At 67.5% G+C, this 24,873-nt stretch carries 19 protein-coding genes; 6 read left to right on the forward strand and 13 right to left on the reverse strand.

Translation table 11 applies throughout. The annotated features are described in order from the left end of the window. Positions 1 to 30: 30 nt before the first annotated feature. Together dinG and rhlB are read right to left on the reverse strand one after the other, a co-directional pair. Positions 31 to 2,166: an ATP-dependent DNA helicase DinG gene (gene dinG / locus DIS04_RS03590; RefSeq protein WP_111412335.1), complete on the reverse strand. Its 2,136-nt coding sequence runs from the start codon at positions 2,164 to 2,166 to the stop codon at positions 31 to 33. Positions 2,167 to 2,422: 256 nt separating this feature from the next. Next, positions 2,423 to 3,697: an ATP-dependent RNA helicase RhlB gene (gene rhlB, locus DIS04_RS03595; RefSeq protein ID WP_111412336.1), complete on the reverse strand. Its 1,275-nt coding sequence runs from the start codon at positions 3,695 to 3,697 to the stop codon at positions 2,423 to 2,425. 144 nt (positions 3,698 to 3,841) lie between these two features. Here rhlB and DIS04_RS03600 point away from each other — a divergent pair, with 144 nt between their 5' ends. Both DIS04_RS03600 and xthA read left to right on the forward strand, forming a co-directional pair. Continuing rightward, positions 3,842 to 4,090 carry a hypothetical protein gene (locus tag DIS04_RS03600; RefSeq protein ID WP_111412337.1) on the forward strand — a complete coding sequence of 83 codons (249 nt, stop codon included), beginning with the start codon at positions 3,842 to 3,844 and terminating at the stop codon, positions 4,088 to 4,090. Beyond that, entirely contained in the window at positions 4,090 to 4,920 is an 831-nt protein-coding gene (xthA, locus tag DIS04_RS03605) for an exodeoxyribonuclease III (RefSeq protein WP_111412762.1), read from the forward strand. Before DIS04_RS03600 ends, xthA begins: the two co-directional genes overlap by 1 nt. A gap of 14 nt (positions 4,921 to 4,934) precedes the next feature. On the opposite strand, the gene DIS04_RS03610 is transcribed toward xthA, so the two are convergent. The 6 genes from DIS04_RS03610 to DIS04_RS03635 are packed head-to-tail and all read right to left on the reverse strand — an operon-like array spanning position 4,935 to position 9,849. After that, positions 4,935 to 6,014: a tetratricopeptide repeat protein gene (locus DIS04_RS03610; protein WP_245904471.1), complete on the reverse strand. Its 1,080-nt coding sequence runs from the start codon at positions 6,012 to 6,014 to the stop codon at positions 4,935 to 4,937. Positions 6,015 to 6,018: 4 nt separating this feature from the next. Further along, positions 6,019 to 6,789, reverse strand: a complete 771-nt coding sequence (locus DIS04_RS03615; RefSeq protein WP_111412338.1) for an energy transducer TonB — start codon at positions 6,787 to 6,789, stop codon at positions 6,019 to 6,021. After that, entirely contained in the window at positions 6,786 to 7,193 is a 408-nt protein-coding gene (locus tag DIS04_RS03620) for an ExbD/TolR family protein (RefSeq protein ID WP_111412339.1), read from the reverse strand. Before DIS04_RS03620 ends, DIS04_RS03615 begins: the two co-directional genes overlap by 4 nt. Continuing rightward, on the reverse strand, positions 7,186 to 7,755 hold the full coding sequence (locus tag DIS04_RS03625) for a MotA/TolQ/ExbB proton channel family protein (protein ID WP_111412340.1): 570 nt from the start codon (positions 7,753 to 7,755) through the stop codon (positions 7,186 to 7,188). Before DIS04_RS03625 ends, DIS04_RS03620 begins: the two co-directional genes overlap by 8 nt. Further along, positions 7,703 to 9,085 carry a MotA/TolQ/ExbB proton channel family protein gene (locus DIS04_RS03630; protein ID WP_111412341.1) on the reverse strand — a complete coding sequence of 461 codons (1,383 nt, stop codon included), beginning with the start codon at positions 9,083 to 9,085 and terminating at the stop codon, positions 7,703 to 7,705. Before DIS04_RS03630 ends, DIS04_RS03625 begins: the two co-directional genes overlap by 53 nt. After that, a complete protein-coding gene (locus DIS04_RS03635; protein ID WP_245904472.1) occupies positions 9,082 to 9,849 on the reverse strand; it encodes a DUF3450 domain-containing protein in 768 nt (255 codons plus the stop codon). The genes DIS04_RS03630 and DIS04_RS03635 overlap by 4 nt, the downstream gene beginning before the upstream one ends. A 369-nt stretch (positions 9,850 to 10,218) precedes the next feature. Between DIS04_RS03635 and DIS04_RS03640 the strand changes: the two genes are divergently transcribed. The 3 genes from DIS04_RS03640 to DIS04_RS03650 all read left to right on the forward strand — a co-directional run bounded on the left by DIS04_RS03640 (position 10,219) and on the right by DIS04_RS03650 (position 16,616). Further along, entirely contained in the window at positions 10,219 to 13,296 is a 3,078-nt protein-coding gene (locus DIS04_RS03640; protein ID WP_111412343.1) for a cellulose binding domain-containing protein, read from the forward strand. Between the two features lie 174 nt (positions 13,297 to 13,470). Continuing rightward, positions 13,471 to 14,412, forward strand: a complete 942-nt coding sequence (locus DIS04_RS03645; protein ID WP_111412344.1) for a helix-turn-helix transcriptional regulator — start codon at positions 13,471 to 13,473, stop codon at positions 14,410 to 14,412. A gap of 101 nt (positions 14,413 to 14,513) precedes the next feature. Next, positions 14,514 to 16,616: a TonB-dependent siderophore receptor gene (locus tag DIS04_RS03650; protein ID WP_111412345.1), complete on the forward strand. Its 2,103-nt coding sequence runs from the start codon at positions 14,514 to 14,516 to the stop codon at positions 16,614 to 16,616. Between the two features lie 68 nt (positions 16,617 to 16,684). Here the strand turns inward: DIS04_RS03650 and DIS04_RS03655 are convergent, their stop codons facing one another. After that, positions 16,685 to 18,757, reverse strand: a complete 2,073-nt coding sequence (locus tag DIS04_RS03655) for a TonB-dependent siderophore receptor (protein WP_111412346.1) — start codon at positions 18,755 to 18,757, stop codon at positions 16,685 to 16,687. Between the two features lie 219 nt (positions 18,758 to 18,976). Here DIS04_RS03655 and DIS04_RS03660 point away from each other — a divergent pair, with 219 nt between their 5' ends. Then, positions 18,977 to 21,112: a TonB-dependent receptor gene (locus tag DIS04_RS03660; RefSeq protein WP_111412347.1), complete on the forward strand. Its 2,136-nt coding sequence runs from the start codon at positions 18,977 to 18,979 to the stop codon at positions 21,110 to 21,112. Between the two features lie 85 nt (positions 21,113 to 21,197). Here DIS04_RS03660 and DIS04_RS03665 read toward each other — a convergent pair whose 3' ends face one another. From DIS04_RS03665 to DIS04_RS03680, 4 genes are read right to left on the reverse strand one after another with little or no spacing between them, the layout of a single operon-like run. Beyond that, complete coding sequence (locus DIS04_RS03665) at positions 21,198 to 21,821, reverse strand: RraA family protein (RefSeq protein WP_111412348.1); 624 nt, start codon at positions 21,819 to 21,821, stop codon at positions 21,198 to 21,200. Between the two features lie 33 nt (positions 21,822 to 21,854). Continuing rightward, a complete protein-coding gene (locus DIS04_RS03670) occupies positions 21,855 to 22,889 on the reverse strand; it encodes a FecCD family ABC transporter permease (protein WP_111412349.1) in 1,035 nt (344 codons plus the stop codon). After that, on the reverse strand, positions 22,886 to 23,890 hold the full coding sequence (locus tag DIS04_RS03675) for a FecCD family ABC transporter permease (RefSeq protein ID WP_111412350.1): 1,005 nt from the start codon (positions 23,888 to 23,890) through the stop codon (positions 22,886 to 22,888). Before DIS04_RS03675 ends, DIS04_RS03670 begins: the two co-directional genes overlap by 4 nt. Beyond that, entirely contained in the window at positions 23,884 to 24,846 is a 963-nt protein-coding gene (locus tag DIS04_RS03680; protein ID WP_245904473.1) for an ABC transporter substrate-binding protein, read from the reverse strand. Before DIS04_RS03680 ends, DIS04_RS03675 begins: the two co-directional genes overlap by 7 nt. Positions 24,847 to 24,873 lie beyond the last annotated feature (27 nt).

Here is a 24,873-nt window from a genome sequence, read left to right on the forward strand (position 1 = left end):
CGCGACTGGCGGGCCTTCCTGTGTGCCCCTCTAGCCGCCGTCGATCTCTCTTGCGAACGGCGGCAGTGCGTCGAGCAGCGCCTGGCCGTAGCGCCGGGTCAGCACGCGCCGGTCGAGCAGCGTGATGCGCCCCTGGTCGGCCTCCTTGCGGATCAGCCGGCCGCAGGCCTGCACCAGCTTGATCGAGGCGTCAGGTACGCTGATGCGCATGAAGGGGTTGCCGCCCCGGCTCTCGATCCACTCGGCCAGCGTCGCCCCGACAGGGTCGTCGGGCACGGCGAACGGCAGCCGAGTGATCACCACGTGGGTCAGGTAGTCGCCCGGCAGGTCGATGCCCTCGGCGAAGCTCGCCAGGCCGAAGATCACGCTACCCTCCCCGGCATCCACCCGCGCCCGATGGCGCTCGATCAGCTCGCGCTTGGGCAGGCGGTCCTGGGCCAGCACCCGTTCGCGCCATGGCGCCGGCAGCGCCTTCTCCACGGTGCGCAGCTGCGCCCGCGACGAGAACAGCATCAGCACCGCCTCCTTGCGACCGAGGTCGGTGACGAAGTCGATGATGGCCCGTTCATGAGCCTCGCGATCGCCGGGGTCGACGGCCTGGCGCGGCACGCTGAGCACCGCGCGGGAGTAGTCGAAGGGGCTGGGCAGACGCTGGTAGCGGTAGCGGTTGGCCAGCCCGGCGCGCTCCTGAAGACGCTCGAAGCGCCCCAGCGCCGTTAGCGTGGCCGAAGTCACCACCGCACCGAAGCAGCTACCCCACAGGCTTCGGGCCAGGGTCGGCGCCGCCGACACGGGACTCGCCGAGTAGACCAGCTCGGGGTCGGCACCGAAGCGCTCGAGCGTCAGCCAGCGGGCGCGTGGCGGCTCGCCGTCGACGTCGGCCTCGGCATAGGCCTCCCACAGGCCGTGCGCCTCCAGCGCTCGACCGTGCAGCAGTGCCAGCAGCGGCAGCCACGCCTCGGCCTGCTCGCGTTCGAGCCCGGTGTGCTTGTCGGGGTCGAGGCTCTCGCGCAGGATGTCGCTCATCGTCTCGAGGGTGCGGGACAGCTCGGCGAACGCCACCTGCAGGCCACCGGCGTGTTCGCGCAGGGCCTCGGGCACGCGGCCCATCTCGAAGCGGTACTGGTGGCTCTCCTCGCCCTCCTCCAGCCCATGCTGCCGCCCGGCCAGTTGATGGCCCAGCGAAAAGGCCTCGCCCAGGCGCGGTTCCAGCGCGCCAATGGTTTCCGGCAGGCCGGCCAGCAGCCTTGCCAGGGTCGGCTGTATCGCCAGCGCCTGGTGGAGTTCGGTCAGCGACTTCTTGAGGTTGCCCAGCCAGCGCAGGCTGCCGTTGATGCCCACGCGGTGAGCGAAATGGCTCAGCGCCTTGTCCGGCAGATGGTGGCCCTCGTCGAAGACGTAGATGCAGTCGCCGGGGGGTGGCAGCACCACGCCGCCACCCAGCGACAGGTCGGCCAGCACCAGGTCATGGTTGGCGACGATGATGTCGGCGCTCTCGAGGTCACGGCGGGCGCGGAAGAAGGCGCAGGCGGCGAAGTGGCCGCAGCGGCGGTTGGTGCACTGGCGATGGTCGATGGTCAGGCGCCGCCATTCGCTGTCGTCGATGGCTTGCGGCCAGCTTTCGCGATCCCCTTCCCAGCGGCCGCTGCCGTAGGCGTCGGCCATCTCCTGAACCAGCGCCTGGAAGTGGTCGCCGCCGCCCTGGGCCAGGCTCTGCTCGAACAGCGACAGGGTGGGGTTGTCCTCGACGCCATCGAGCGCCTGCTCCAGGCGGGTCAGGCAGACGTAGCGGCCGCGCCCCTTGGCCAGGGCGTAGTCGAAGTCGAGGCCGCTGTGGGCCTTGAGGGTAGGCAGGTCCTGCAGCAGCACCTGTTCCTGCAGGGCGATGGTGGCCGTGGCAATCACCAGGCGCTTGCCCTTGGCCTTGGCCACCGGCAGCGCCGCCAGCAGGTAGGCCAGGGTCTTGCCGGTGCCGGTGCCCGCTTCGAGCACGCAGACATGCTCGTCGGAGAGCCGCCGGCCGGCGTCATCGGCCTCGATGGCGCCCAGCGTGCGGGCGATCTCGGCGATCATCAGTCGCTGGCCGTAGCGTGGCGTCAGCCCCTGGGCCTCCAGCACGCGGCGGTAGGCGGCCTGTATCTCGCCCTTGAGGGCCTCGTCGAGCATGGCCTAACTCTCTAGAGATCTTACTGGCTGGGGAACGCCTGGCGGTGGTGGCTTCAACGCCGTCGACAGGTTTTCGAGGAGGCGCTGTGCCCCCTGGGCGCTACTTTTGCCCTGCGGCGCTCTCGCATCCTGCTCCGCTTGCAGGGCCGGTGCTGGCCATCCATGGCCAGCCCGTTCGGAGCAGTGCTCCTCACCCCTGGCAAAAGATCTCCTCTTCAACCTGTCCCCGGCGTATTCGCGGCGAGGTCATCAAGCGTTACAGCAGCCCCTCGGGCGGATGCACGCAGGGCAGCTTGTCCTGGATATAGCGCTCGATTTCCGGCAGCGAGAAGGCATCCTCCTCGCCGACGAAACTGATCGACACCCCAGCTGCCCCGGCACGGCCGGTACGACCGATGCGGTGGACGTAGTCCTCCGGGTCCTCGGGCAGGGTGTAGTTGATCACGTGGCTGACGTCCTCGATATGGATGCCGCGGCCGGCCACGTCGGTCGCCACCAGCACCTGCACCTCGCCCTCGCGGAACTGCTCGAGGGTCCTGATACGCTGGTTCTGCGGCACGTCGCCGGAGAGCATCGCCACGTTGATGTCGGCCTTCTTGAGCAGCCCCTCGAGCTTGCGCACCAGGTCGCGGCGGTTGCCGAACACCATCACCCGGTCGAAGCTCTCCTGCTTGAGCAGGTTGATCAGCAGGCGCGGCTTGTCCTCGTCGCTGACCATGTAGACGCGCTGATCGATGTTGGCCTTGTTGTCGACCGTGACCTCGATCTCGACGTGGGTCGGCTGGTGCGTCCACTGGCTGGCCAGGTTGAGGATGTCCTGGGAGAAGGTGGCGGAGAACAGGAAGGTCTGGCGCTCCTCCTTCTTCGGCGTATGGCGGATGATGCGCTTGACGTCGGGAATGAAGCCCATCGACAGCATGCGGTCGGCCTCGTCGAGCACCAGGATCTCGACCTGGGTCAGGTCGACGTCGCGCTTCTCGTGGAAGTCGAGCAGACGCCCCGGAGTGGCGACCAGGATGTCGAGCTTCTTGCCCAGGTTCTCGCGCTGCTTCTGGTAGTCCATGCCGCCGACGACGCTGGCCACGTTGAGGTCGGTGAAGCGCGCCAGCGCCTTGGCGTCCTTCTCGATCTGCAGCGCCAGCTCACGGGTCGGGGCGACGATCAGCGCGCGCGGGGCGCCGGGCTTCTGCCCTTCCGGCGCTTCCTCCTCGAGGAAGTAGGCCAGGATCGAGATCAGGAAGGCGGCGGTCTTGCCGGTACCGGTCTGGGCCTTGCCGACCACGTCGCCACCGAGCAGCGTATGGGTCAGCGCCTCCGCCTGGATCGGTGTGCAGTACTCGAAGCCCAGCGCATGGATGGCGCGCATCAGCGGCAGGGGCAGATCGAAGTCGTGAAAGCGCCACTTGCCCGCCACGGCAGGCACCTGAAACTGGCGCAGATCCCAGTTCGACTGGCGGCGGCGCGGCTTGCGACGACGACGCTTGGGCTTGCGGTTCTCGGCCGGGGCTGTGGTCTGTTCCGACTCGCTCATAGGCTGTATGTCTTGTCCGTAGCAATGGATGAACTTTGTACAGCCGCATATTGTACCAGCCTATGGCGTCGAGGGCGCGCCTCTTGCATTGGACTGGTAGAATGGCGCTTTGCTGCCACTCGACACCCATTGGAGCCAGGCCCGATGACACGCCGCAAGAAGACTCGCTCGCTGGCCGACAAGGTGACCATCCGCACCGGCAAGCGCAAGGACTACAAGAAGTGGCGCCACGAGAACCCCGACCAGGTGACCTCGTCGCGCCGCTTCACCCAGAAGAAGCGCCAGCAGCGCAAGCTGCAGGCGGCGCGCAAGCTGGCCCGCCAGGCGCAGGGCGAAGGCATCGCCATCCACCCCGAACCCACCTCGACATCCAGCGAGGAGCGCGACGAGTGATACGCCTGGTCTCGTTCAACATCAACGGGCTGCGTGCGCGCCTGCACCAGCTCGAGGCGCTGATCGCCGCCCACCGGCCGCTGGTGATCGGCCTGCAGGAAACCAAGGTCCATGACGACGAGTTTCCCTGCGAGGCCGTCGAGGCAATGGGCTACCACGTCCACTTCCACGGCCAGAAGGGGCACTACGGCGTCGCCCTGCTGTGTCACAAGACGCTGTGCCCCAGCGGGCCGGAGGAGGTCTTCTTCGGCCTGCCCGGCGACGGCGAGGAGTCCCAGCGGCGCCTGATCGGCGCGCGACTGCGCACCGCCGACGGCGAAGCATTGACGGTGTGGAACGGCTACTTCCCGCAGGGCGAGAACGTCGCGCACCCGACCAAGTTTCCCAACAAGCGGGCCTTCTACGCCCAGCTGACCCAACTGCTGCACGAGCGGCACCGTCCCGACGAGCGGCTGGTGGTGATGGGAGACTTCAACATCTCTCCCGAGGACATCGACATCGGCATCGGCGAGGCCAACCGCAAGCGCTGGCTGCGCGAGGGCAAGACCAGCTTCCAGCCGATCGAGCGGGAGTGGCTGGGCACGCTCAAGGCCTGGGGGCTCTCCGACAGCTACCGGGTACGTCATCCGGCGGTGAACGACCGCTTCAGCTGGTTCGACTACCGTTCCCGCGGCTTCGAACGGGACCCCAGGCGCGGGCTGCGCATCGACCATATCCTGGTCACGCCGCCGCTGGCCGAGCGTGTGCGCGATGCCGGCATCGACTACGAGCTGCGCGCCATGCAGCGCCCTTCGGACCACGCCCCGGTGTGGACCGACTTCGACCTATAGCGTCTGGCCTCGCCCTAGCGGGTCGAGAGCCAGCGCTCATCGATCTCGACGCCCCGCGCCTGGGCCTGCTGCAGGGCCTCCTGCGCCAGCTCGAGTCGACCCCAGGCGTGCGCCAGCAGGCCCAGGCGTCGCCAGTCCTCCCCTTGCCCGCTGCGCCGGGCGACCTCGCGCCAGGCCGCCAGCGCCCGCTCGCGGTCGCGGGCCTGCTCCCAGGCGCGGGCCAGCAGGCGCCGCTCGGCCAGGGTCTCTGACAGCACCCCGTCGCCCAGCGCCGCCTCGAGCATCTCCGCGGCACGAGCCGGGGTTCCCGCCGCCAGGTGCAGCTCGATGCGCCGGCGCAGGTCGCTTTCGCCCGCCAGCGCCCCCAGCCGCCAGCCGGCCTCCCAGATGGCCGCGGCGCGCCGTGCTTCGCCGAGCCCCTGGGCCAGTGCCGCGGCACGTCGCCAGGCCTCGGGCTCGGCCTGTGCATCGAGCGAGGCTTCCAGGTGGGCCAGCGCCTGCTCGCCGCGTCCCGCCCGCTGGAACACGGCCATCGCCAGGGCCTGCCGGCGATCATCCGGGTCGGGTTCGTCGGCCAGCGCCCGCTCGACCCAATCCGCCGCCTCGTCCCAGCGTTCAAGCTCGGCCAGGGCGCGCGCCAGGCGCCAACGGTCATCGGGGCTGCCATCATGCCGCTGATGCCAGTCGCGCAGAAGCGTCGCCGCCTGCTCGGTCTGCCCCGCCGCCAGTCGCAGTCGGGCCTCCTCTCGCAGCCAGCGGTCGCGCTGCGCCTGCGGCGCCCCCTCGGTGCGACGCGCCTGACGCAGCTGCTCGGCCGCCGCCCCATGGCGACCGGCCCGCGAGTCGGCCCCGGCCGCAAGCTGTCGGTAGAGCGCGCTGGCCCAGCGGTCGGCGGCGTTACCGCTCTCCAGGCGGGTGGCCTGCGAGCGAGCTCGCTCGCTCACGCCTTCGGGCTCGCCCCGCTGCAGCTGGGTCTGGAGCCGCTCCAGGTCGGCGATGATATCGCCGGGCAGCGCTGGCGCATCGGCCTGCGCCGCGGCGGCGAGCAGCCACCCGAGACTAGTGACGATGCGCATCACGGCACGAATTGACATGACATCACCTCAACTGGAATTCGAGCCGCTGACGCGCACGGCGCACCCCATCGGCCGGTTCGAACTGCCAGCGCGCCACGGCCTTCTCGGCCGCCGAGTCGAACACGCTGCGGGGGCGCGATTCGACCACGCGGACGGAGGAGCGGTCGACGCTGCCGTCGGGACGGATCAGGAACTGCAGCTCGACATACCCTTCGAGACCGCGACGCTGCGCACGCGGAGGATACTCCGGCGGCACGCGATTGGTCGGGGCGATCTCGCCGACGTCCACCGGGCCCTGCTCGGCGGGAGCGGCCTGCTCATCGCTTTCTTCACCCTCCGCGGCGGCACTGGACTCGGCCGCAGGAGCCGGTGCGGGGGAGGGTTCCGCTACGGGCTCAGGGGTCGGTTCGGGTTCGGGTTCGGGTTCGGGTTCTGGCTCCGGCGGCGCTTCACTCAACTCGGGCAGGCTGGTGTCGAGCTCGGGCGACTCGACCGGCTCCGACGGCAGCTCCGGTTCGGGCATGGGGATCTCGCTCTCCAGCGGCGGCAGCGGCTCCGGCCGGGGCGGCGGGCTGGCCTCGGCCTCGGCCTGGGGCGGCGGCTCGGCACTGGGCTCGGCCACCTCTTCCTGCTCGCTCTGCTTTGGCTCGGGCGCCTCGGCCATGCGCATCGTCATGCTCTCGTCGAGCACGTCGAACTCCTCCTCCGGCGGCGCCACCAGCAGGGCCAGCAGCCAGAACAGCAGCAGCGCAAGAGCCACGCCGCCCAGCGAGGAGAAGGGAATACGGGTCACGACCGGCTCCGGCTGGCGGCCACCGCCACCTGCTCCACACCCGCCTCGCGGATGCGATCCATCACTTCGATCAGCAGGCCGGTGGTGGAGTCGCGATCGGCCTGGATCACCACGGAGCCGTCGTCACTGACCAACCCGGCCACCTCATTGCCGACGCGATGCAGGTCCACCGCGCGACCGTCGACCCACACCGCTCCCTCCGGCGTGATGGCGACCATCACCTGGGCGTCGGGCCGCGGCGAGGCGGCGCTCGATTCGGGGCGCTCGACCTCCACCCCGCTCTCCTTGATGAAGCTGGTGGTGACGATGAAGAAGATCAGCATGATGAAGACGACGTCCAGCATCGGCGTCAGGTTGACCTCGCTGGCTTCGCCATCGTCGGCGCCAAGGCGGCGTCTACGCATCGGTATCCTCCACGGCGCGAGCCAGGCGGTCGTGCAGCCGCTGGTCCTCGCGACGAATGATGTGCTCGAGACGGCTGGTGAAGAGTAGCCCCACCACCGCCACTGCCATGCCGGTCAGGGTGGGCAGGGTGGCGCGGGCGACGCCGTCGGCCATGGCCCTGGCCTGGCTGGTGTCGGTCATCGCCAGGCTGTCGAACACGGCAATCATGCCGGTCACGGTACCCAGCAGGCCCAGCAGCGGGCACAGCGCCACCAACAGCCTGAGCCATGGCAGCGGACGCCGCAGACGCCCGATCAGCTCCCGCGCCCAGGCCTCGCGCAGGGTCAAGGCACTCCAGCTCAGGTGATCATGGCGTGCCGCCCAGCGCCCGATCAGGGCGCGCCTCGCCCGGCGATAGGTAATGCGGAAATACCACACCCGCTCCAGCGCCAGGCTGAACAGCAGCATCGCCACCAGGGCGATCACGACCAGTACCGCACCGCCCGCCTCGACCAGGCGCTCAAGCGGCTCAAGCCAGAGCGGGATCACGGCGCGTGCCCCCGGTAACGCTGCCCGGTCCATGCGGACGCTGTTCGAGCTGCTCGGCCAGTGCCGCGCTCGCCTGCCCCTCCACCAGACCGGCCAGGTGCCGGCTGCGACCCGCCAGGGCGGTGTGGGCGAACAGCAGCGGCACGGCGGTGATCAAGCCCAGCACGGTGGTCACCAGCGCCTGACTGATGCCGCCGGCCATCAGCTGGGGATCGCCGGTGCCGAACACGGTGATCGCCTGGAAGGTCACGATCATGCCGGTCACCGTGCCCAGCAGCCCCAGCAGCGGCGCCACGGCGGCCAGCAGCTTGACGATCGGCTGGCCACGCTCGAGGCGCGGCAGCTCGGCCAGCACGGCTTCGTCGAGGCGGGCCTCGAGCGCCTCCGGCACGGGGTCGTCCTGTAGCGCGCGAAAGCGCAGCAGGACACGTCCGAGCGGGTTGTCTTCGCGCAGCGTGTCGAGGTCGCGCAGCTGACGGCGCATGGCCAGGCTGACCTTCAGCAGGTAGCCGTACTGCAGCAGGGCCACCAGCAGGCCGATGGCGCCCAGCCCGACCACCACGTAGCCCACGGCGCCCCCCTGGTGAAAGCGCTCGACCAGGCTGGGACGCTGCGCCAGGGCCGCCATCACTTCGCCCCGGGTCGGGTCCAGCGTGAGTTCGCGGGATTCTCCGGCATGGAAGGCCGCCAGGCTGTCGACCACTTCGGAGGGAGTGCGCTCGACCACCGATAGCGCTTCGTCGTCGGCGCCGCGCCGCAGCAGATGGCTGTCGGTGAAGGCGGCGAAGTCGCCCAGGCGCACGACCTCGCGGTCAGCGATGTCGCCACTGGCATCCGCCACCGGCGCCTCGAAGCGGATCACGCGAGCGCTGTCGACCGTCAGCGCGATCAGGCTGTCGGCGAACGCCTCCAGGTGCCCGAGCTCGAGCACCTCGGCATCGTCGAGGCGTGGCGGCAGACCGGCACCGCCCACGACGAGCCAGCTATCCGCCAGGCTGTCGCGCAGCTCGCCGCTGTGCTCTTTCAGCGATGCCAGGATAGCCTCGAGATCGTCGTCCTGCTCGTCCTGGCGCGCCTCGAGGGTGTCGCCCCGCGCGTCCTGCTCGCGCGCCCTTCGCTTGAGCGCCTCGTTTCGCGTCTCGGCCTCGGCATGCGAGGCGCGCGCCTCTTCCAGGGCCGCCTCGAGCGCCTCGCGGTCCTCGACCAGCTCGGCCAGTCGCGCCCGGTCGCGGCTCTCCGCGGCTTCGCGTTCGGCACGCAGGCTCTCGAGCGGCTCCGACTGGGCCTGGGCTTGCACCTGGCCCAGCCCGACGCTCAGCCACAACGCTGCCAGGAAGGCCGCGGCGTATCGTGTCGCCTTCATGTGTCGTCCTCCACCGACTCGAGCGGCTGCGACAGCGGCACGCTGAGCAGCTCCGGTGCGCGACGGTCGCGGGCAATGCGCAAGCCGTTGCGAATTTCGCGGCGCTGGGTTTCGTCGAGCGCGGCCCAGCTGCCCGCATCGGCCTGCCACACGCGGCCCGCGCGGCCATCGGGGGTGAGATAGTAGAAGCCCACGCGTCCCAGGCGCAGGTAGTCCACCTCGCGGCGCGAGTCCCCCTCGCCCAGGTAACCTCGCCAGGCATCGACTTCGCTGCCGTACTCCAGTTCGGCGCGCCAGGCCTCGACAATGCGCTCCCAGCGCTCTGCCGCGGACAGTTCGTCGGCCTGGGAGCGCAGGCTGGCCACCCGCGCCAGGCGCTCCTCGCGCAGGAACGGCATGTCGTTTTCGACCCAGCGCTCGAGACGGTCGATCATGCGCTCCTGCAGCGCCGGCAAGGCGTCGCGGGTTTCCTCCAGCGTATCCAGGGCCTGCTCGCGGCGTTCCAGCGAAGCGGCCTGACGCTCGAGGCGAGGCGCGAGTTCGGCGTTCTCCCGAGCCAGCCGTCGCTCGTCGCGCTCCAGCTCGCGCAGCTCCTCGAGCATGGCCCGCGACTCGTCATCGGCGGCGTCGATGCGCTCCTGCAGCTCGGCCTGGCTGCGCTGGGCTTGCCTGGCCTCCTCGCGGACCTCGGGGTCGGCAACGGCCGAGGCAACGAGGCCCAGCCACAGCAGGCCCATGAGGCAGGGGGGTCGAAACGATCTCACTGGCGGACTCCCGAGACGTGAAAGGGTGAACGGTCGCCTTGGGTGGGCGGCGTCGATGATGCCACTAATGATAATTGTTATCAATCCACTGGTCGCGCCGGCCACCTGCGGACCTCGGGCATGCCCGGCGACAGGGAGGTCCGAGAATTGCGTAAAGAAATGTTCGCTTTTCTTTCAGAAGCGAAACGCAACGAAACGCTATATTTGCGCCGTCCTGCCCGATAGAACACCCCCAGGGACGACACAGGGGCAACTGACTGCCCAGCCACGCGACCCGAGCCCCGCTCACTCGCGTGTGCGCTTCTTCTGCCGCAGACGACATTCGGCCCGCCCCGGCGGCCTGCTTTCACTATTCATGGCGGTAGTCCCATGCGTCCCTTCATCGATGCCTCTCTCAGCAGCCAGTGGAACGGCGGCTTCGTGATGGAGATCTTCATCACCAATCAGGGAACTCAACCGATCGTCGACTATCGCGTCGAATTCTCCCTCGATGCGACCGTCACCGATGTCTGGAATGGCACGATCGCCGGTCACGACGCTGGCCGTTACGCCATTGTCGACGATGACATCGCCAACGACATCGCGCCGGGTGAAACCGTGAGCTTCAAGTTCAAGGCCCTCGGCGAAAGCGGCCAGATGCCCGGCTCGCTGACGGTCAATGGCGTCGCTCCCGAGCTCTCCCCCCAGGCGGAAATGCTGCTGGCCGCCGAGAGCCTCGAACCCCAACCGCCCGAGCCCAGCCCTTTCGACGAGGATGGAGTCGCTACCGTCGGCCCCGGGATCACCGCCACCGAGCTGCAGGCGCTGATCGACTCCGCCCCGGAGGGCGCCGTACTTCGCCTGGCCGCCGGTGACTATCGCTTCGATCAGACGATCACGGTGAGCCGCGCGGATATTGCCCTCGTCGGAGCGGGACGCGGCGAGACGCGCATCACTTTCAGCAACGAAGCGCTCGCCTCGGGCGATGCGCACGGCTTCCTGGTGGAAGGCACGGCGACGCGCTTCGCCGGCTACCTCGGGCAGGATGCCGCGATGGGCGACAACCGCCTGTCGCTCAGGGCCGACCATGGCTTGCAGGTCGGCGACACCGTGCGCATCTGGCAGGACAACACGCAGGCGTATTTCGACGAGATCGGCGATACCTCCTGGCAGAAGCTCAATGCTCCCCTGCGCACCAGCATGGCCAAGGTGGTCTCGGTGGACGGCGGCACGGTGACGCTCGACCGGGGCCTGCACTTCGACTTCGACGGTGGCGAGGCCAAGGTGCAGCGCTTCGACGCGCTGGAGAACGTGACCCTGCAGGGCTTCACGCTGGGCTACGAGCTGGGTGCGCCCGACAAGGCATCGTTCAGCAACAGCCTGGCGGAGCTGACCGGTTACCAGGCGATCAAGCTCAACGGCACGGTGGGCGCCCGGGTCGTGGACATCGAGGTGCTCGATGGCCCCTCCACCGCCTTCGAGTTCGCCCTCTCGCTCGACTTGCATGCCGACTCGCTCGGCGCGCATGGCGCCTTCAACAAGGGCGGCGGCGGCAATGGCTACGCCTACGAGCTGCGCGAGAGCTATGACGGCACCTTGAGCAACCTCGAGGACTCGGGCATGCGCCATAGCGTGCTGTTCGCCTCCTGGCGCTCCTCGGTGGGCAACGACATCCATGTGAAGGCGACGGATCGCGACATCAACTTCCACGGTGGCCAGGACCATGGCAATACCGTGCACGTCGAACGCTCGATTCGCGACGCCGAGGCCGATGGGCTCTCCCCCGTGGTGTGGTACAACAGCGGCGGCGAGACGTTCGGTGCCATCACCGAAGCGGGCGCCAATCAGATCGTCTTCGACTACGCGATCGGCACGCGCCGTGACGACCTGATCCTGGGGACCGACAATGGCGTCTATCTCGATGGCGCCCTGGGCCACGATACGCTGATCGGCGGCAGCGGCGACGATGTCCTGCGTGGCGGCCTGGGCAACGACCTTCTCCACGGTGGTGCCGGCTTCGACGTGGCGCATATGGAGCAGGGCTACAGCGCCTACGAGATCCACTTCAACGACGACGGCAGTGCCCTTCTCTCCAGCGCAGGCGAGGACGATTTGCTGATCGATGTCGAGCGTGTACTGTTCACCGATGGCGCCGTGCTCGACATCGTCTCGCGCTCCGTATCGCTGGGGGAGGCACCGAGCGTTCCCACGCCGGAGGAGATCCTCGCCGACCCCGCCCCGGGCACGGGCACCGACACGCCCCTGCCCGAGGAGGAGGCCGCGACCGGGGCACCTGAAGAGTCGACGCCGGAACCGGACTCGCCCCTGCCCGAAGCCGGGGAACCGGCCCTCGATGCCAGCGGTTTCGACCTCGGCCTGACCGTTGCCAGCCGTTGGTCTGGCGGCTACGTGTTGCGTGTGGAGGTCGCCAACCACACCGCCATCGACGTGGCCAGTCCCGAGATCGCCTTCACCTTGCCGGCGGAGATCACCACCTTCTATGGCGCGACGCTGCTGGAGCAAAATGGCGATGCCTACCGGGTCGCCTATGACGGCAGCGACACGCTCAAGGCCGGCGGAGTGATGCGCTTCTCGTTCAAGGCCTACGCACCGGTCAGCGAGCTGCCGACGTCGCTGGCCCTGAACGGCACCGAGCTGACGCTGGACCCGACGGCGCTGGTAGCCGGAGAAGCCGCCGACCCGGCCCTGGTCGAGGCCCTGACCCCCGCCCCCACGGCCGCGGATTTCCTCGACATCGCCAGCAATGTCACCAAGACCTGGTCGGGTGGCTACATGTCCGAGGTACTGGTCACCAACACCGCGGACGTCGTCATCGAGATGCCATCGGTAAGCTTCAGCCTGCCGGGGAGCATCACCGACATGTGGAACGGAACATATACCGCCACTGAGGAAGGCTACGCCGTGGCCGCGACCGGCGGTGCAACGACACTGGATCCCGGCGAGACATGGCGCATCTCCTACAAGGTCCGCGACGACAGCCAGGCCCTGCCCGAAGGTCTTGCCGCCGAAGGCAAGCTGGCCGGTACCCCCACAGTGGAACTGGATGGCCAGATCGGCACCGAGGGCGACGACACCCTGCTGGGCACGGCGGAGGCCGACGTCCTCTACGGCGGCCTGGGCGGCGACAGCCTGACCGGCGGCGAGGGTGGAGACCGCTTCGTCTACCTCTCGACCTACGAGTCGACGGCGTTCGAGAGCGACATCATCGTCGACTTCGAGCGTGGTGAAGGCGACCTGATCGACCTCTCAGGCATCGATGCGGATCTCGCCAGCGATGGCGCGCAGGCGTTTGCCTGGGTCGGCAGCGCCGCCTTCAGCGGCACCGCCGGCGAGCTGCGCAGCGAAGGCGGCCTGCTCCAGGGCGACGTCAACGGCGACGGCGTCGTCGACCTGCAGATCGATGTCCTGGGTGTCGACGGCCTGCGCGCCGAGGACTTCCTGCTGTAGGCGACATTTTTCCACATTCCACCCCGCCCCCCACGCCCGGCCACGTGCCGGGCGTTTTCATGCCAGATTGATCAGGATGCGCAGGCCGCCCAAATAAACGCCAATACGTCTCATTGATATTCGTCCCGGGCCTGCTATGCTGGCTTCCCGCTGTGCGCGCGAGACCTGCCCCCGATGAACCTGCCGAGCGACGGCATCCAGCATCACACGCCCTGTGACCTCCGGCGCTATGGCGAGCGCTACGGCATCGATTACCGGTTTCCTTCGCTGCCCCCCAAGGGCTTGCGCCGGGTACCGGTACTGCGCGGGCGCATCCAGGAGTTCGTCCCCGGGCGCGGCATGCAGGTGGTGGCGTCGGACATCGAGGTGCTGCAGCGCTACGATTCGCACTCCCGTCGCGCCGCGCCTCTATCGATCATCGTCATGCTGGAGGGACACGCCGAAGTCGGGCTGGGGAGCCAACGCCTTGGTCTCGCCGCCGGCACGGCCCTGAGCGTGAGGCTGAACGACCGCGAGGGTCTGCAGGCCATGCAGCCACCCAACCAGCGCATCCGGGCCCTCACCCTGGCCCTGGACGCATCGCGCCTGACCGATGCGCTGGGCGGCAAGCGGCCAGTGGCGAACTCCAGCCTGCATGCCTGGCCGCTGCCAGCCGGACTTCAACACATGCTGGAGCATGCCTTGAGCAGTCCGCTCGCCGGCATCGCCATGCGCCTGCTGTGGGAGGGGCTTGCGCTGCAGCTGCTGGCCCATGGCCTGCCGCCGGGCCTCATGGAACCAGCCTCTCGTGTCTCCCCTGGGGAACGGCAGCGCCTGGAGCGGGTCCGCGAACGGCTGCAGGCCTACCCGGGACACCCGCACAGCCTGGCGGCGCTGGCCGAACTCGCCGCGATGAGCCCGGCCACCCTGCGTCGCAAGTTTCCGGCGACCTATGGCTGCAGCGTCTTCGATTACCTGCGTGAGCAACGACTGGAACTCGCACGTGCCAGGCTGCTGCAAGGTCATACGGTCGAGCAGGCCGCACGGTGCGCGGGCTACCGCCACGCCAGCAATTTCACCACCGCTTTTCGACAGCGCTACGGCTACCCACCGAGCGCCCTGCCGCGCGCCACCTGAGCGCCATGAAGAGAAAGTTGAGCGCGCCGCACAGGGCGACGCCTCAATGAATATGGAATAATTATCATTACCCAATGATATTAATCCGCAGAGGAACCGGCATGCTCACACCCCGTCCCCTGGCACTGGCCATCTCGCTTGTGTCCGCCCTCGTCGTGGCCAATGCCCAGGCTCAGCAGCCACAGGCTGAGAATAACGATACGCTGGATACCCTGACCGTTACCGGCCAGGCGGCAACCAAGACCAAGACGCCGTTCAACGAAACGCCCCAGGCCACTTCCACCCTCGAACGCGAGGAGTGGGAGCGTCGTGGTGCGCGCACGGTGCAACGTGCCCTGGACTACAGCCCGGGCGTCTTCACCAACCAGATCGGCGCATCCAATCGCTTCGACTACCTGGTGCTGCGCGGTTTCTCCGACGGCAGCCTGAGCAACGCGTTTCTCGATGGCCTCAAGCTGATGGGCGATGCCAACTCGCACAGCTCGATGACCATCGACCCCTGGTTCCTGGAGAATATCGAGGTGGTACGCGGGCCCGCCTCCGTTCTCTATGGCCAGGCATCGCCGGGAGGCGTCGTCGCCCTCACCAGCAAGCGCCCCCGATTCCAGCAAGGCGGCGAGCTGCGCCTCTCCGCAGGCAACAACGCCCAGCGCAGCGCCGCCTTCGACCTGACGGGGCCGCTGGGCGAGGAGCAGCGCGTCGCCTACCGCCTCGTCGGCCTGGCCAGGGCTGCGGATACCCAGTTCGGCCCGGTGGAAGAGGAGCGCTACGCCATCGCCCCCTCGCTGACCTGGGATGTTACGGACGCCACCAGCCTGACGCTCAAGGCCTATCTGCAGCAGGACCCGGAAGGCGGCTACCATGCCGGGCTGCCCTACGAGGGTACCGTGGTGGATCGCCACGGTCGGCGTATCGCCAATACCTTCTTCGAAGGGGAGGAGGAACACGACCAGTACCAACGTACCCAGCGCCTGCTCGGCTACGAGCTCGAGCACCGCTTCGGCAAGGCCTGGACCGGCCGCCAGCGCCTCAATTACCTCAGCTCCGACGTCGTGCTCAATCAGGTCTACGCCTTCGGCTGGGCTCCCGGCAGTGATACCGAGCTGACCCGCTACTACTCCGGCGCCGACGAGTCCCTGGAAGCCTGGACCTTGGACAACCAGCTCGAGGCCAACCTTGCCACCGGCTTCATCGATCATACCGTGCTGGTCGGGGCCGATTATCAGCGCCGCGACAATCGGGTTTCATGGCCCTCGGGCTGGTTCCCCAACATCGATGCCTTCGCCCCCCACTACGGCGCCGAGCCGCTCGCCTTCTTCGCACCGACTCGCGAGGATCACGAACTGCGCCAGACCGGTGTCTACCTGCAGGACCAGATGGCATTAGGGAATTGGCGCCTGACGTTGGGAGGACGTCATGACTGGGTCGATATCCGCAATACCAACCTCGATACCAACGATACCAGCGAGCTCGACGACACCCAGTTCAGCGGGCGTGCCGGCCTGCTCTACCTGTTCGACAACGGGGTTGCGCCATATATCAGTTATTCCACCGCCTTCACCCCAACCAGTTTCGTCGATGCCGAGGGCGACCTGCTGCCGCCGATGGAAGGCAAGCAGATCGAGGCTGGCATGAAGTATCAGCCGGCGGGGTCGAGGGATCGCTACAGCGTGGCGCTGTTCCAGATCAACCAGGAGAACGTGGCGACCAAGGAGCAGCCCACCGATCCCTACCGTGCCGTGGGCGAGATCCAGTCCGAGGGCGTTGAACTCGAGGCCCATGCCCACCTGACCGACAGGCTGCGCCTGCAGGCGAGCTACAGCCTTACCGACATCACCTACAAGCGCAGCGACGATGGCAACGAGGGCAACCGCGCCATCTACGCCCCGCGCCACCAGGCCAGCCTGTGGGGACACTATGCCTTCGACACGGGCATGCTCGCCGGCCTCGATGCCGGGCTCGGCGTGCGCCATTACGCCGATATCCAGGCCGATCGCGCCAACACCTTCGAGCTGCCGTCGTACACCCTGGTTGATGCCACCCTGGGCTATGACCTCGGCCGTCTTGGCCTCGACGGCATGAACGCACGCCTCAACGTCACCAACCTCACCGATGAAACGCATGTTGCCTCGTGCAACTCGCTGGAGTTCTGCTACTTCGGCGCCGAGCGCGGCGTGCTCGGCACGCTGAGCTACGCCTTCTGATCCGCCCCCGCAAAGCGGAACGCGCTGTCGGCACAGGCCGGCAGCGCGTTCCTTTCGGTTCTGACGAATTACCAGCGATAGCTGAGACTGCCGATCACACTGCGCGATTCGCCGTAGTAGCACCAGAAATCCGCCTCACAGGAGGCGACGTAGATTTCATCGGTGAGGTTGTTGACGTTGAGTTGCGCCCGCCAGTTGTCGTCGAAGTCGTAGGCGACCATGGCATCGAACAGGGTGTAGTCGGGCGCCTCAAGCTCGCCCCCCACGCTGGAACCCACATGACGAATGCCACCTCCCAGCCGTAGACCGTCGAGTGCCCCCTGGGTAAACGCATAATCCACCCACGTGGAGGCCTGGTGACGTGGTACCAGATCTCTGCGCCGATCTTCCTCGGTGCGCGCATCGGTGTAGGTATACGCGGCGGTGAGGCGCAGTTCCTCGCTCAACTGTACACGGCCCTCCAGTTCGACGCCTTGGGAGCGCTGCTCGCCCTCTTGCACTTGGAAACCACCCGGTGAAGTCACGAGGCCGTTGCTCTCCTCGAGGTCGAACACAGCCACGGTGATGTAGCCATCCCATTCTACCGGGGCGAATTTCACTCCGAGTTCCCACTGCTCCCCCTCGCGGGGTTCGTAGAGGGCACCCGTATCGTCTACACGCCCCAGCGGATCGAAGGATTCGGTATAGCTCAGGTAGGTGTTGATGCCCCCATCGCCCAGGTACATCACCCCACCGCTCCAGGAGAGGTGATTGTCGTCAGAGCGTTCCGTCAGCTCGGCAGTGCGGTTGGCATTCTCGGTCTCCGCCTGGTCGTAGCGCACCCCGCCCAGCAGTACCCATCGGTCGTCCAAGCGCAATTGGTTCTGCAGATAAACGCCGGTCTGCTGCTTGTCGATATCGCGCTGAACTCGCTGACTGTCGTCGATGGGCGTGAAGCTGCCATAGACCGGGTCGAAGACGTCGATGGTGCCGAAAGCGAAGTTGTCGGCTTCCTGCCCCCTGAGTTCGAGGTCCTGGTAGTCGATGCCAAGCAGCAGCGTGTTCTCGTACCCATCTCCGAACCAGTTGCCGAGCAAACGGTTGTCCACCGTCCAGCTGTGGATGTCACCATCACGGTGCGTATGGCCTTGCCCCGCTTCTCGCGCCCCGATCATGCCCAGCGCATAACTGCTGCGCAGCAGCAAGTCCAACTCGCTGTAGCGCAGGTTCTGCTCGAAGCGCCAGATGTCGTCGAACCAGTGCTCCAGTTCGTAGCCCAGGGCCCACTGAGTACGCTCGTTCGTATCGTAGTCGGGCTGGCTGAGATTGGTCGGACGCTCGATCTTGCCGAAGGGAGTGTCCTGAAGGGTTCCGTAGGGTGGCTTGAAAGGGTTGACGGGCACTCCATCGTCTTTCTGCACGCTGGAAAGCAGTGTCAGAGTGGTGTCTTCGCCGATATCCACCGCCAGGCTCGGGGCAAAGTAGTAGCGCTCGTTGCCGGTGTGGTCGAGATCTCCATCGCGCTCCTTCCAGGTACCAACCAGCCGGTACCGGATGTCCCCCGTCTCGCTGACGGGCCCTGAGCTGTCGACGCCGACCTGGCGATGGTCGCGGTTGCCTAGCTGCAGGTCGAAGCGTCCCTGGGGTTCGTCCGTGGGGCGCTTGCTCACCGCGTTGATCAACCCACCGGGAGGCGCCTCGCCGTAGAGAATCGACGAGGGTCCCTTGAAAACCTCTACCCTCTCCAGCCCGTAGGGCTCCGGCAACCACTGGTAGAAGCCCTCGCGATAGAGACGCAGGCCATCCTGATAGGTGGAGTGATTGAAGCCACGCACCTTGAGCCAGTCGGTGTCGTTGTCCGAACCGTAGTGGCCGGAAAGCACACCGGCACGGTAGCGAAAGGTTTCGTCGAGCTGTTGCACGTTGCGCGTCTCGAGTTCCTCACGATCGACCAGCGAGACGGGACGCGGTGTCTCGACCAACGGCGTCGCCACCTTCAGTGCCGTGCCCACCACCACCAGGGTATCCGTTTCGACGGCATCCTCGGCGGCAAGCGCCGGGGTCGGCAGACCCACCAGGGCACTGCCGAGCGTGAGACCGATGGTTTGACGAACCGCCCTGGACAGGACGGTAGGGTGGAGCGTACGAGCTACGGCTGACATGGGATGCCTCTTGGCTAGGTGTTGGCGGAATGGCGATGCGCCGCTTAGAAGCATTTTACAATCATTCTCATTACGTTTAGCAACAATAAATGACTCGGCATGCCGACTGGTTTGAAATCACAAATAATAAGAATTATCATTCGCTGCGCTTCGTCACGGATCCGCACGCTCGCGCAGGGCGAAGCACTAGCCCAACCACAAGCAAGGGAACGACTTCCGATGACACAAAAGACGCATATCGCCTGGCTGGCGCCAGTGGTGCTCGGCTCCACCCTGCCAGGGCTGGCTTTCGGCCAGGCCGGGACCGACGAGCCCGGCGCCTCGTCGGACCTCTCCCCGCTGGTCGTGACCGCCACCCGCAACCGCAGCCAGGCAGGCGAGACGCCCCAGAAGGTCACCGTGATCAACCGCGAGCAGATCGAGCAGCAGCTCGCCTTCACCAGCGATCGCGGGCAAATCCTGGGCAACCTGATCCCCGGCTACTCTGCCAGCCGGCAGAAAATGACCAACTCCGGCGAGACCTTCCGCGGGCGGGCTCCGCTCTACATGATCGATGGCATCCCCCAATCGACCCCCATCCGACCCGGGGCGCGCGACGGCTATACCATCGACCTCGATATGGTCGAGAGGATCGAAGTCCTGCATGGCGCCAGCGCGGAGCATGGCCTGGGCGCCACCGGCGGCATCATCAACTTCGTGACTCGCAGGGCAGAACCCGGCGAACTCAATCAGTCTGCCGCGGCGAGCCTCACCACCGACGATGAATTCGACTCCGAAGGCTTCGGCCACAAGCTCCGTTATCACATCAACGGCCAGAGAGACCGGTGGGATTACCTCGCCGCGGTGACACGCCAGGAGCAAGGTGTATTTCGTGACGGCGACGGGCGACGCATCGGTGTCGACAACACCCAAGGCGAAATCCAGGATTCCACCTCTTACAACCTCTTCGCCCGACTCGGGTACTGGCTGGATGACGACCAGAACCTGGAGGTTGCGCTGAATCACTTCAACCTGGAGAACCAGGGCGACTACGAGTCCGTGGATGGTGATCGAAGCCGCGGCATCACCACCACGGCTCGCCGCGGCAGCCCGCCAGGCGACCCCGCCTACAACGAATCCACGACGGCCAGCCTGTCGTATTCACATGCCGACTGGTTCGGCAACGAACTGGATGCCAAGCTGTATCGCCAGCGCTTCGAGGGGCAATATGGCGGCGCCAGCATCATCCCGACGTTTCAGGATCCCGCCATTGCCCCGGTCGGCACGCTGATCGACCAGTCGCGCAACGAGTCGGACAAGCTCGGTGCCAAGTTGACCCTCACTCGCAGCGGCCTGCTCGACGATCGTCTCAGCCTCACCACGGGCCTCGACCTGCTGCAGGACGACACCCAGCAGGTGTTGACCCAGACCGATCGTCAATGGGTACCGGAGACGCAATTCCGCAACGCCGCTCTCTTCGTGCAGGGCAGCTTCGACCTGACCGAGTCCTTGACCCTGCACTCCGGCGTGCGCCAGGAGTACGCCGAACTGGATGTGGATACCTACCAGACCATCGCCTCGGCCAACGGCGTTACGGTCGAAGGCGGCAAGCCCAGCTTCGACGAGACGCTCTACAACTTCGGTGCCGTTTACCAGGTCACCGACTGGGCGCAGCTGTTCGCCAACTACTCCGAAGGCTTCGGCCTGCCCGATGTTGGCCGTGTCCTGCGTGGCGTCGACGAACCCGGCGATGTCGATACGCTTTTCGAACTCGAGCCCATCGTCACTGACAACCGCGAGATCGGTACACGCCTGCAGTGGGACCGGCTGAGCGCCGAGCTGAGCTACTACGAATCCGATTCGGAGCTGGGAGAGCGCCTGTCGGAGGAAGGCGGTACCTTCGTCAGCAACCGCGAGAAGACCGAGATCCGCGGCGTCGAGCTCAGCGGCGAGCTGGCGCTCAACGAAGCCCACGACCTGCACGCCTCCTACGCCTGGAGCGAGGGCGAGGCCGATAGTGACGGGGATGGTCGCGTCGACAGCGAACTCGGTGGGCTCAATATCGCCCCGGAGCGTCTGACCCTGGGCTGGAATGCCCGCTGGAATGAAGAGCTGAGCAGTTTCGTCCAGTTCAGCCACTACTTCGATTCGAGTTTCGACGACCAGCCGGAGAATCTCGACGAATTCGAAGGCTACAGCCTGGTAGATGCCGCCGTGACCTATCGGCTCCCGGTCGGCAGGGTGAGCGCAGGTATCGATAACCTGCTGGACGAACAGTACGTCACCTATTACTCCCAGACCGCCCGCGACGGCGATGCCCAGTACTTCGCCGGCCGCGGTCGCACCTTCACCCTCGGCTATCAGCTGGACTTCTGATCCGCGGCCTGACACGGACCTGGCTTGCTGCTTGGCGGCGCCCTCGGGCGCCGCCTTTTTCGTCGTTACCTTTCTTCCTTTACCCTCAACGCCACCACTCGGGATGCGCGGCCATGAGTTCCTGCCGCCGCTCCGCTTCACGAGCCTGCTTGTCGAGCACGGGATCCAGCAGCGCCTCGGCGCGTGCCGGTGCGAGCGCGAAGAGACCGTCGTCGTCGCCAACGATCAGATCACCCGGCGAGATCGCCACGCCGTCGATGGAAACCGGCACGTTGACCTCGCCCTCGAGCTCCATGGCACGGGTGGTGAGCGGGCTGGTTCCGCGGGAGTAAACCGGCAGCCGGAGTCGAGCCAGTTCCACCGTGTCGGTGACCCGTCCCGAGGTGACCACACCCGCGAGCCCCTTGCGCAGCGCCGCGTAGCTACGCAGCTCACCCCAACAGGCGCGACGCTCGTCGCCGCAGACGTCGATCACCAGCACATCTCCCGGTTCGGCCATTTCCAGCGCGCTGCGGATCACGCTGCCGTCGAGATGCGGGATACGCACCGTCAGCGCGGGGCCCAGCAGCCTCACCGGACGACGCAACGGCGAGATGCCGACGATGGCGCCGAAATCGGTCAGGTGGCCGAGGGTGGACGTGGCCACCTCGCGGTAGCGGTCCAGCAGTTCAGGCACGACGCCCGACCCTCGGGGATGAATGGCGAACATGAGCGTGACTCCTTGCCAGAGACTCGCTGGCACTCAGCGCCGCCAGCGGTAAAGCAGGAAAATGAAGAACGGTGCCCCGATGCCGGCGACGAAGATGCCCGCCGGCAGGTCTCGGGGCAGGAAGGCTACCCGCCCCAGCAGGTCGGCGTGGAGCACGATCAGGGCACCGATGATTGCCGTGGCCGGCACCAGGCCAGCGTGGCCACGCGCCACCAGGCGGCGCGCGATGTGGGGCGCCAGCAGGCCGATGAAGCTGAGCCCGCCGGCGTAGGCGACAGACGCGCCGGCCAGCGCCACGGCCAGCAGGAGCAGCGCGAACCGGGTGCCCCGCACCGCCGTGCCCAGCCCGATGGCCATCTCGTCGCCCAGTGCCAGCACATCCAGGCGCCGCGACAGCGTCATGGCCAGAGGCAATCCCAGCAGCGCCCAGGGCGCGAGACCGGCCACCTCCCCCCATTGGGCGGCGTAGAGGCTACCGGTGAGCCACACATAGGCGCGCATCGCCGTGGTGTCGGTGGAAAGCACCAGCACCAGGGTGGTGCCCGCCCCCAGCGCGGCGGCAACGCCGATGCCGATCAGCACCAGCCGCGCCGGGGTCACATTGCGACCGGTCAGGGCGAGAATGAGCAGCGCCACCGCCAGCGCACCGGCCAACGCCGCCAGTGGCAGCCAGGCCTCGCCCAGGGCCGCCCCGCCCAGGGCCAGGAAACACACCGCCGCCAGCGAGGCCCCGCCGGTGATGCCGATCACGTCGGGCGAAGCCAGCGGATTGCGTACCAGACCCTGCAGCAGCAGCCCGGCGACGCCCAGGCAGGCACCGACGAGAATCGCCAGGACGATGCGCGGCAGGCGAATCTCTCGAACGACCAGGGCGATCTCGCTGCGTTCGGGGTGGATCAGGGCTTCGAGCACTTCTCCGGGAGCGGTCGCCTGGCTGCCCAGGCTCAGCGAAGCCAGGGCGCTCGCGGCAAGCACCAGCGCCAGCAGCAGCGTCGCCGTCAGGGTGCGGCGCTCCAGTCGCAGCGACAGCCGCCCGCCGACGGCGCGCAGGATGACGGCACGGCTCATGGCGCCAGGCTCCGGCGGCGGGCGAGATGCAGGAAGAACGGGGTGCCGAGCAGCGCCGTCATGACGCCCACCGGCACCTCCTGGGGCGGCATCAGGAAGCGCGCCAGGGTATCGGCGGCGAGCAGCAGGCCGGCACCGAGCAGGGCGCAGCCGGGCAGCACCCAGCGATGATCCCGACCGAACAGCGCCCGCACCATGTGCGGCACGATCAGCCCCACGAAGCCGATCATCCCGGCCAGCGCCACCGAACAACCGGCCAGCACGATCACCGCGGCACCGGCCAGCAGCCTGATGCGACCGGTATGTTGCCCGAGCCCCTTGACCAGCTCGTCGTCCAGGATCAGCAGGTTGAGCTGGCGCACCAGCAGCACGCAGGCGGCGGCGGCGGCGACCAGGAACGGCAACAGCGGCTTCAACCCCTCCAGGCCGCGCCCCGCCACCGAGCCGGCGAGCCACAGCAGCAGGCTCTCGAAGCCCTCCTGATCGATGATCAGCAGCCCCTGGGCCAGCGAAACGAACAGCGCCGTGACCGCCACGCCGCCCAGCACCACCCGCACCGGCGAGAGGCCACCACCCCGCTCGCGCCCCAGCAGCGCGACCAGCAGCGATGCCGTCAGTGCCCCGAGAAAGGCCATCCAGACCAGCGCCAGCGGCGAGCGCAGCGCGAACAGGCTGCTCGCCACCACCACGAAGCACATCGCCCCCGCGTTGATGCCAAGCACGCTCGGTGCGGCCAGCGCGTTGCGCGTCAGGGTCTGCATCAAGGCCCCGGCCACCGCCAGGCTGGCCCCCACCACGGCGGCAATCACCGCGCGCGGCAAGCGTTCGGTGAGCAGAATGAGATGGGCCACCGAGCCCGGGTCGGGAGCAAGGAATGCCTGCACCAGGCTGGCGGGCGCCACGGTCGTGGCGCCGAAGGCCAGGCTCGCCACGCCGGCCATGAGCGCCAGCGCCGCCGCCAACGCCAGTCCAAGCAGCCTGGTCAGCGGCGTGTTCAGCATGAGGTGAACTCTCCTTCGCGGGTCTCGTCGTGCAAGCCATAGTGCGCATAGAGTTCGTCCAGCAGGCGATTGGCGGCCAGGATGCCGGCGCCCATGCTCCAGAGGATGGGATCGCCCCGATAGACCCTGCCCCGCTCCACCGCCTCGAGGCGCTGCCACAGCGGATGACTCGTCCAGCGGCGATGAAGCTCGCTGACTGCCGCATCGTCGCGCATGAAGACGAAGATGGCGTCGGCATCCATGGCCGGAAGGCTCTCGCGACTGACCAGCTTGATGCCCCAGTGGCTTCCCTGCTGCCCTTCCGGCCTCAGAAAGCCCAGTTGATCGAGAACGCGTCGCGCGAAACCGTCGTAGTAGAGGCGCACGTGGTCGCCGCGAAAGCTGACCACCGAGACCCGCTGCGGCCAGGCTTCGCCCAGCCTGGCCGCGGCGCGGCAACGGAAGTCGGCGACCCGCGCATGCCAGGCGGCGAGCAGTGCCCGGGCCTCGGCCTCGCGCCCGGTCGCCTCCCCGAGCAGTTCGAGCAAGGCCTTGAAGTCGTAGGCGGTCTCGGCGATCACCGTCGGCGCGATGCGCGAGAGCAGGGGGTAGATATCGGCGTGACGGTAACGGGCCCCGACGATCAGTTCTGGCGCGAGACTCGCCACTGCCTCCAGATCCGGCTGGGTTTCCAGTCCCAGGTAGCGCACCTGCGCCGGAAGCGCGTCGCGCAGGTAGCGATACATGGGGCGCTCGAGCCAGGACTCGACCACCCCTACCGGCTCGAGCCCCAGGGCCAGGGCGCTGTCGGTGGCGCCCTGGTAGAGCGTGACGATGCGGCGAGGCTCGCCCTCGATGGGCTCCTTGCCCAGGGCGTGCTCGACCTGCCGCGGCGTCCCGGCGTGCAGCGTGTTCGCCAGGCAGCCCGACAGCAGCATCAGGGCAACCAGGCGATGGCAGCTTCGCAAAAAAGGCATGAGAATCATTCGCCATTCGGTGAGACG

It is taken from the genome of Billgrantia lactosivorans (genome assembly GCF_003254665.1).
GTDB lineage: Bacteria > Pseudomonadota > Gammaproteobacteria > Pseudomonadales > Halomonadaceae > Halomonas > Halomonas lactosivorans.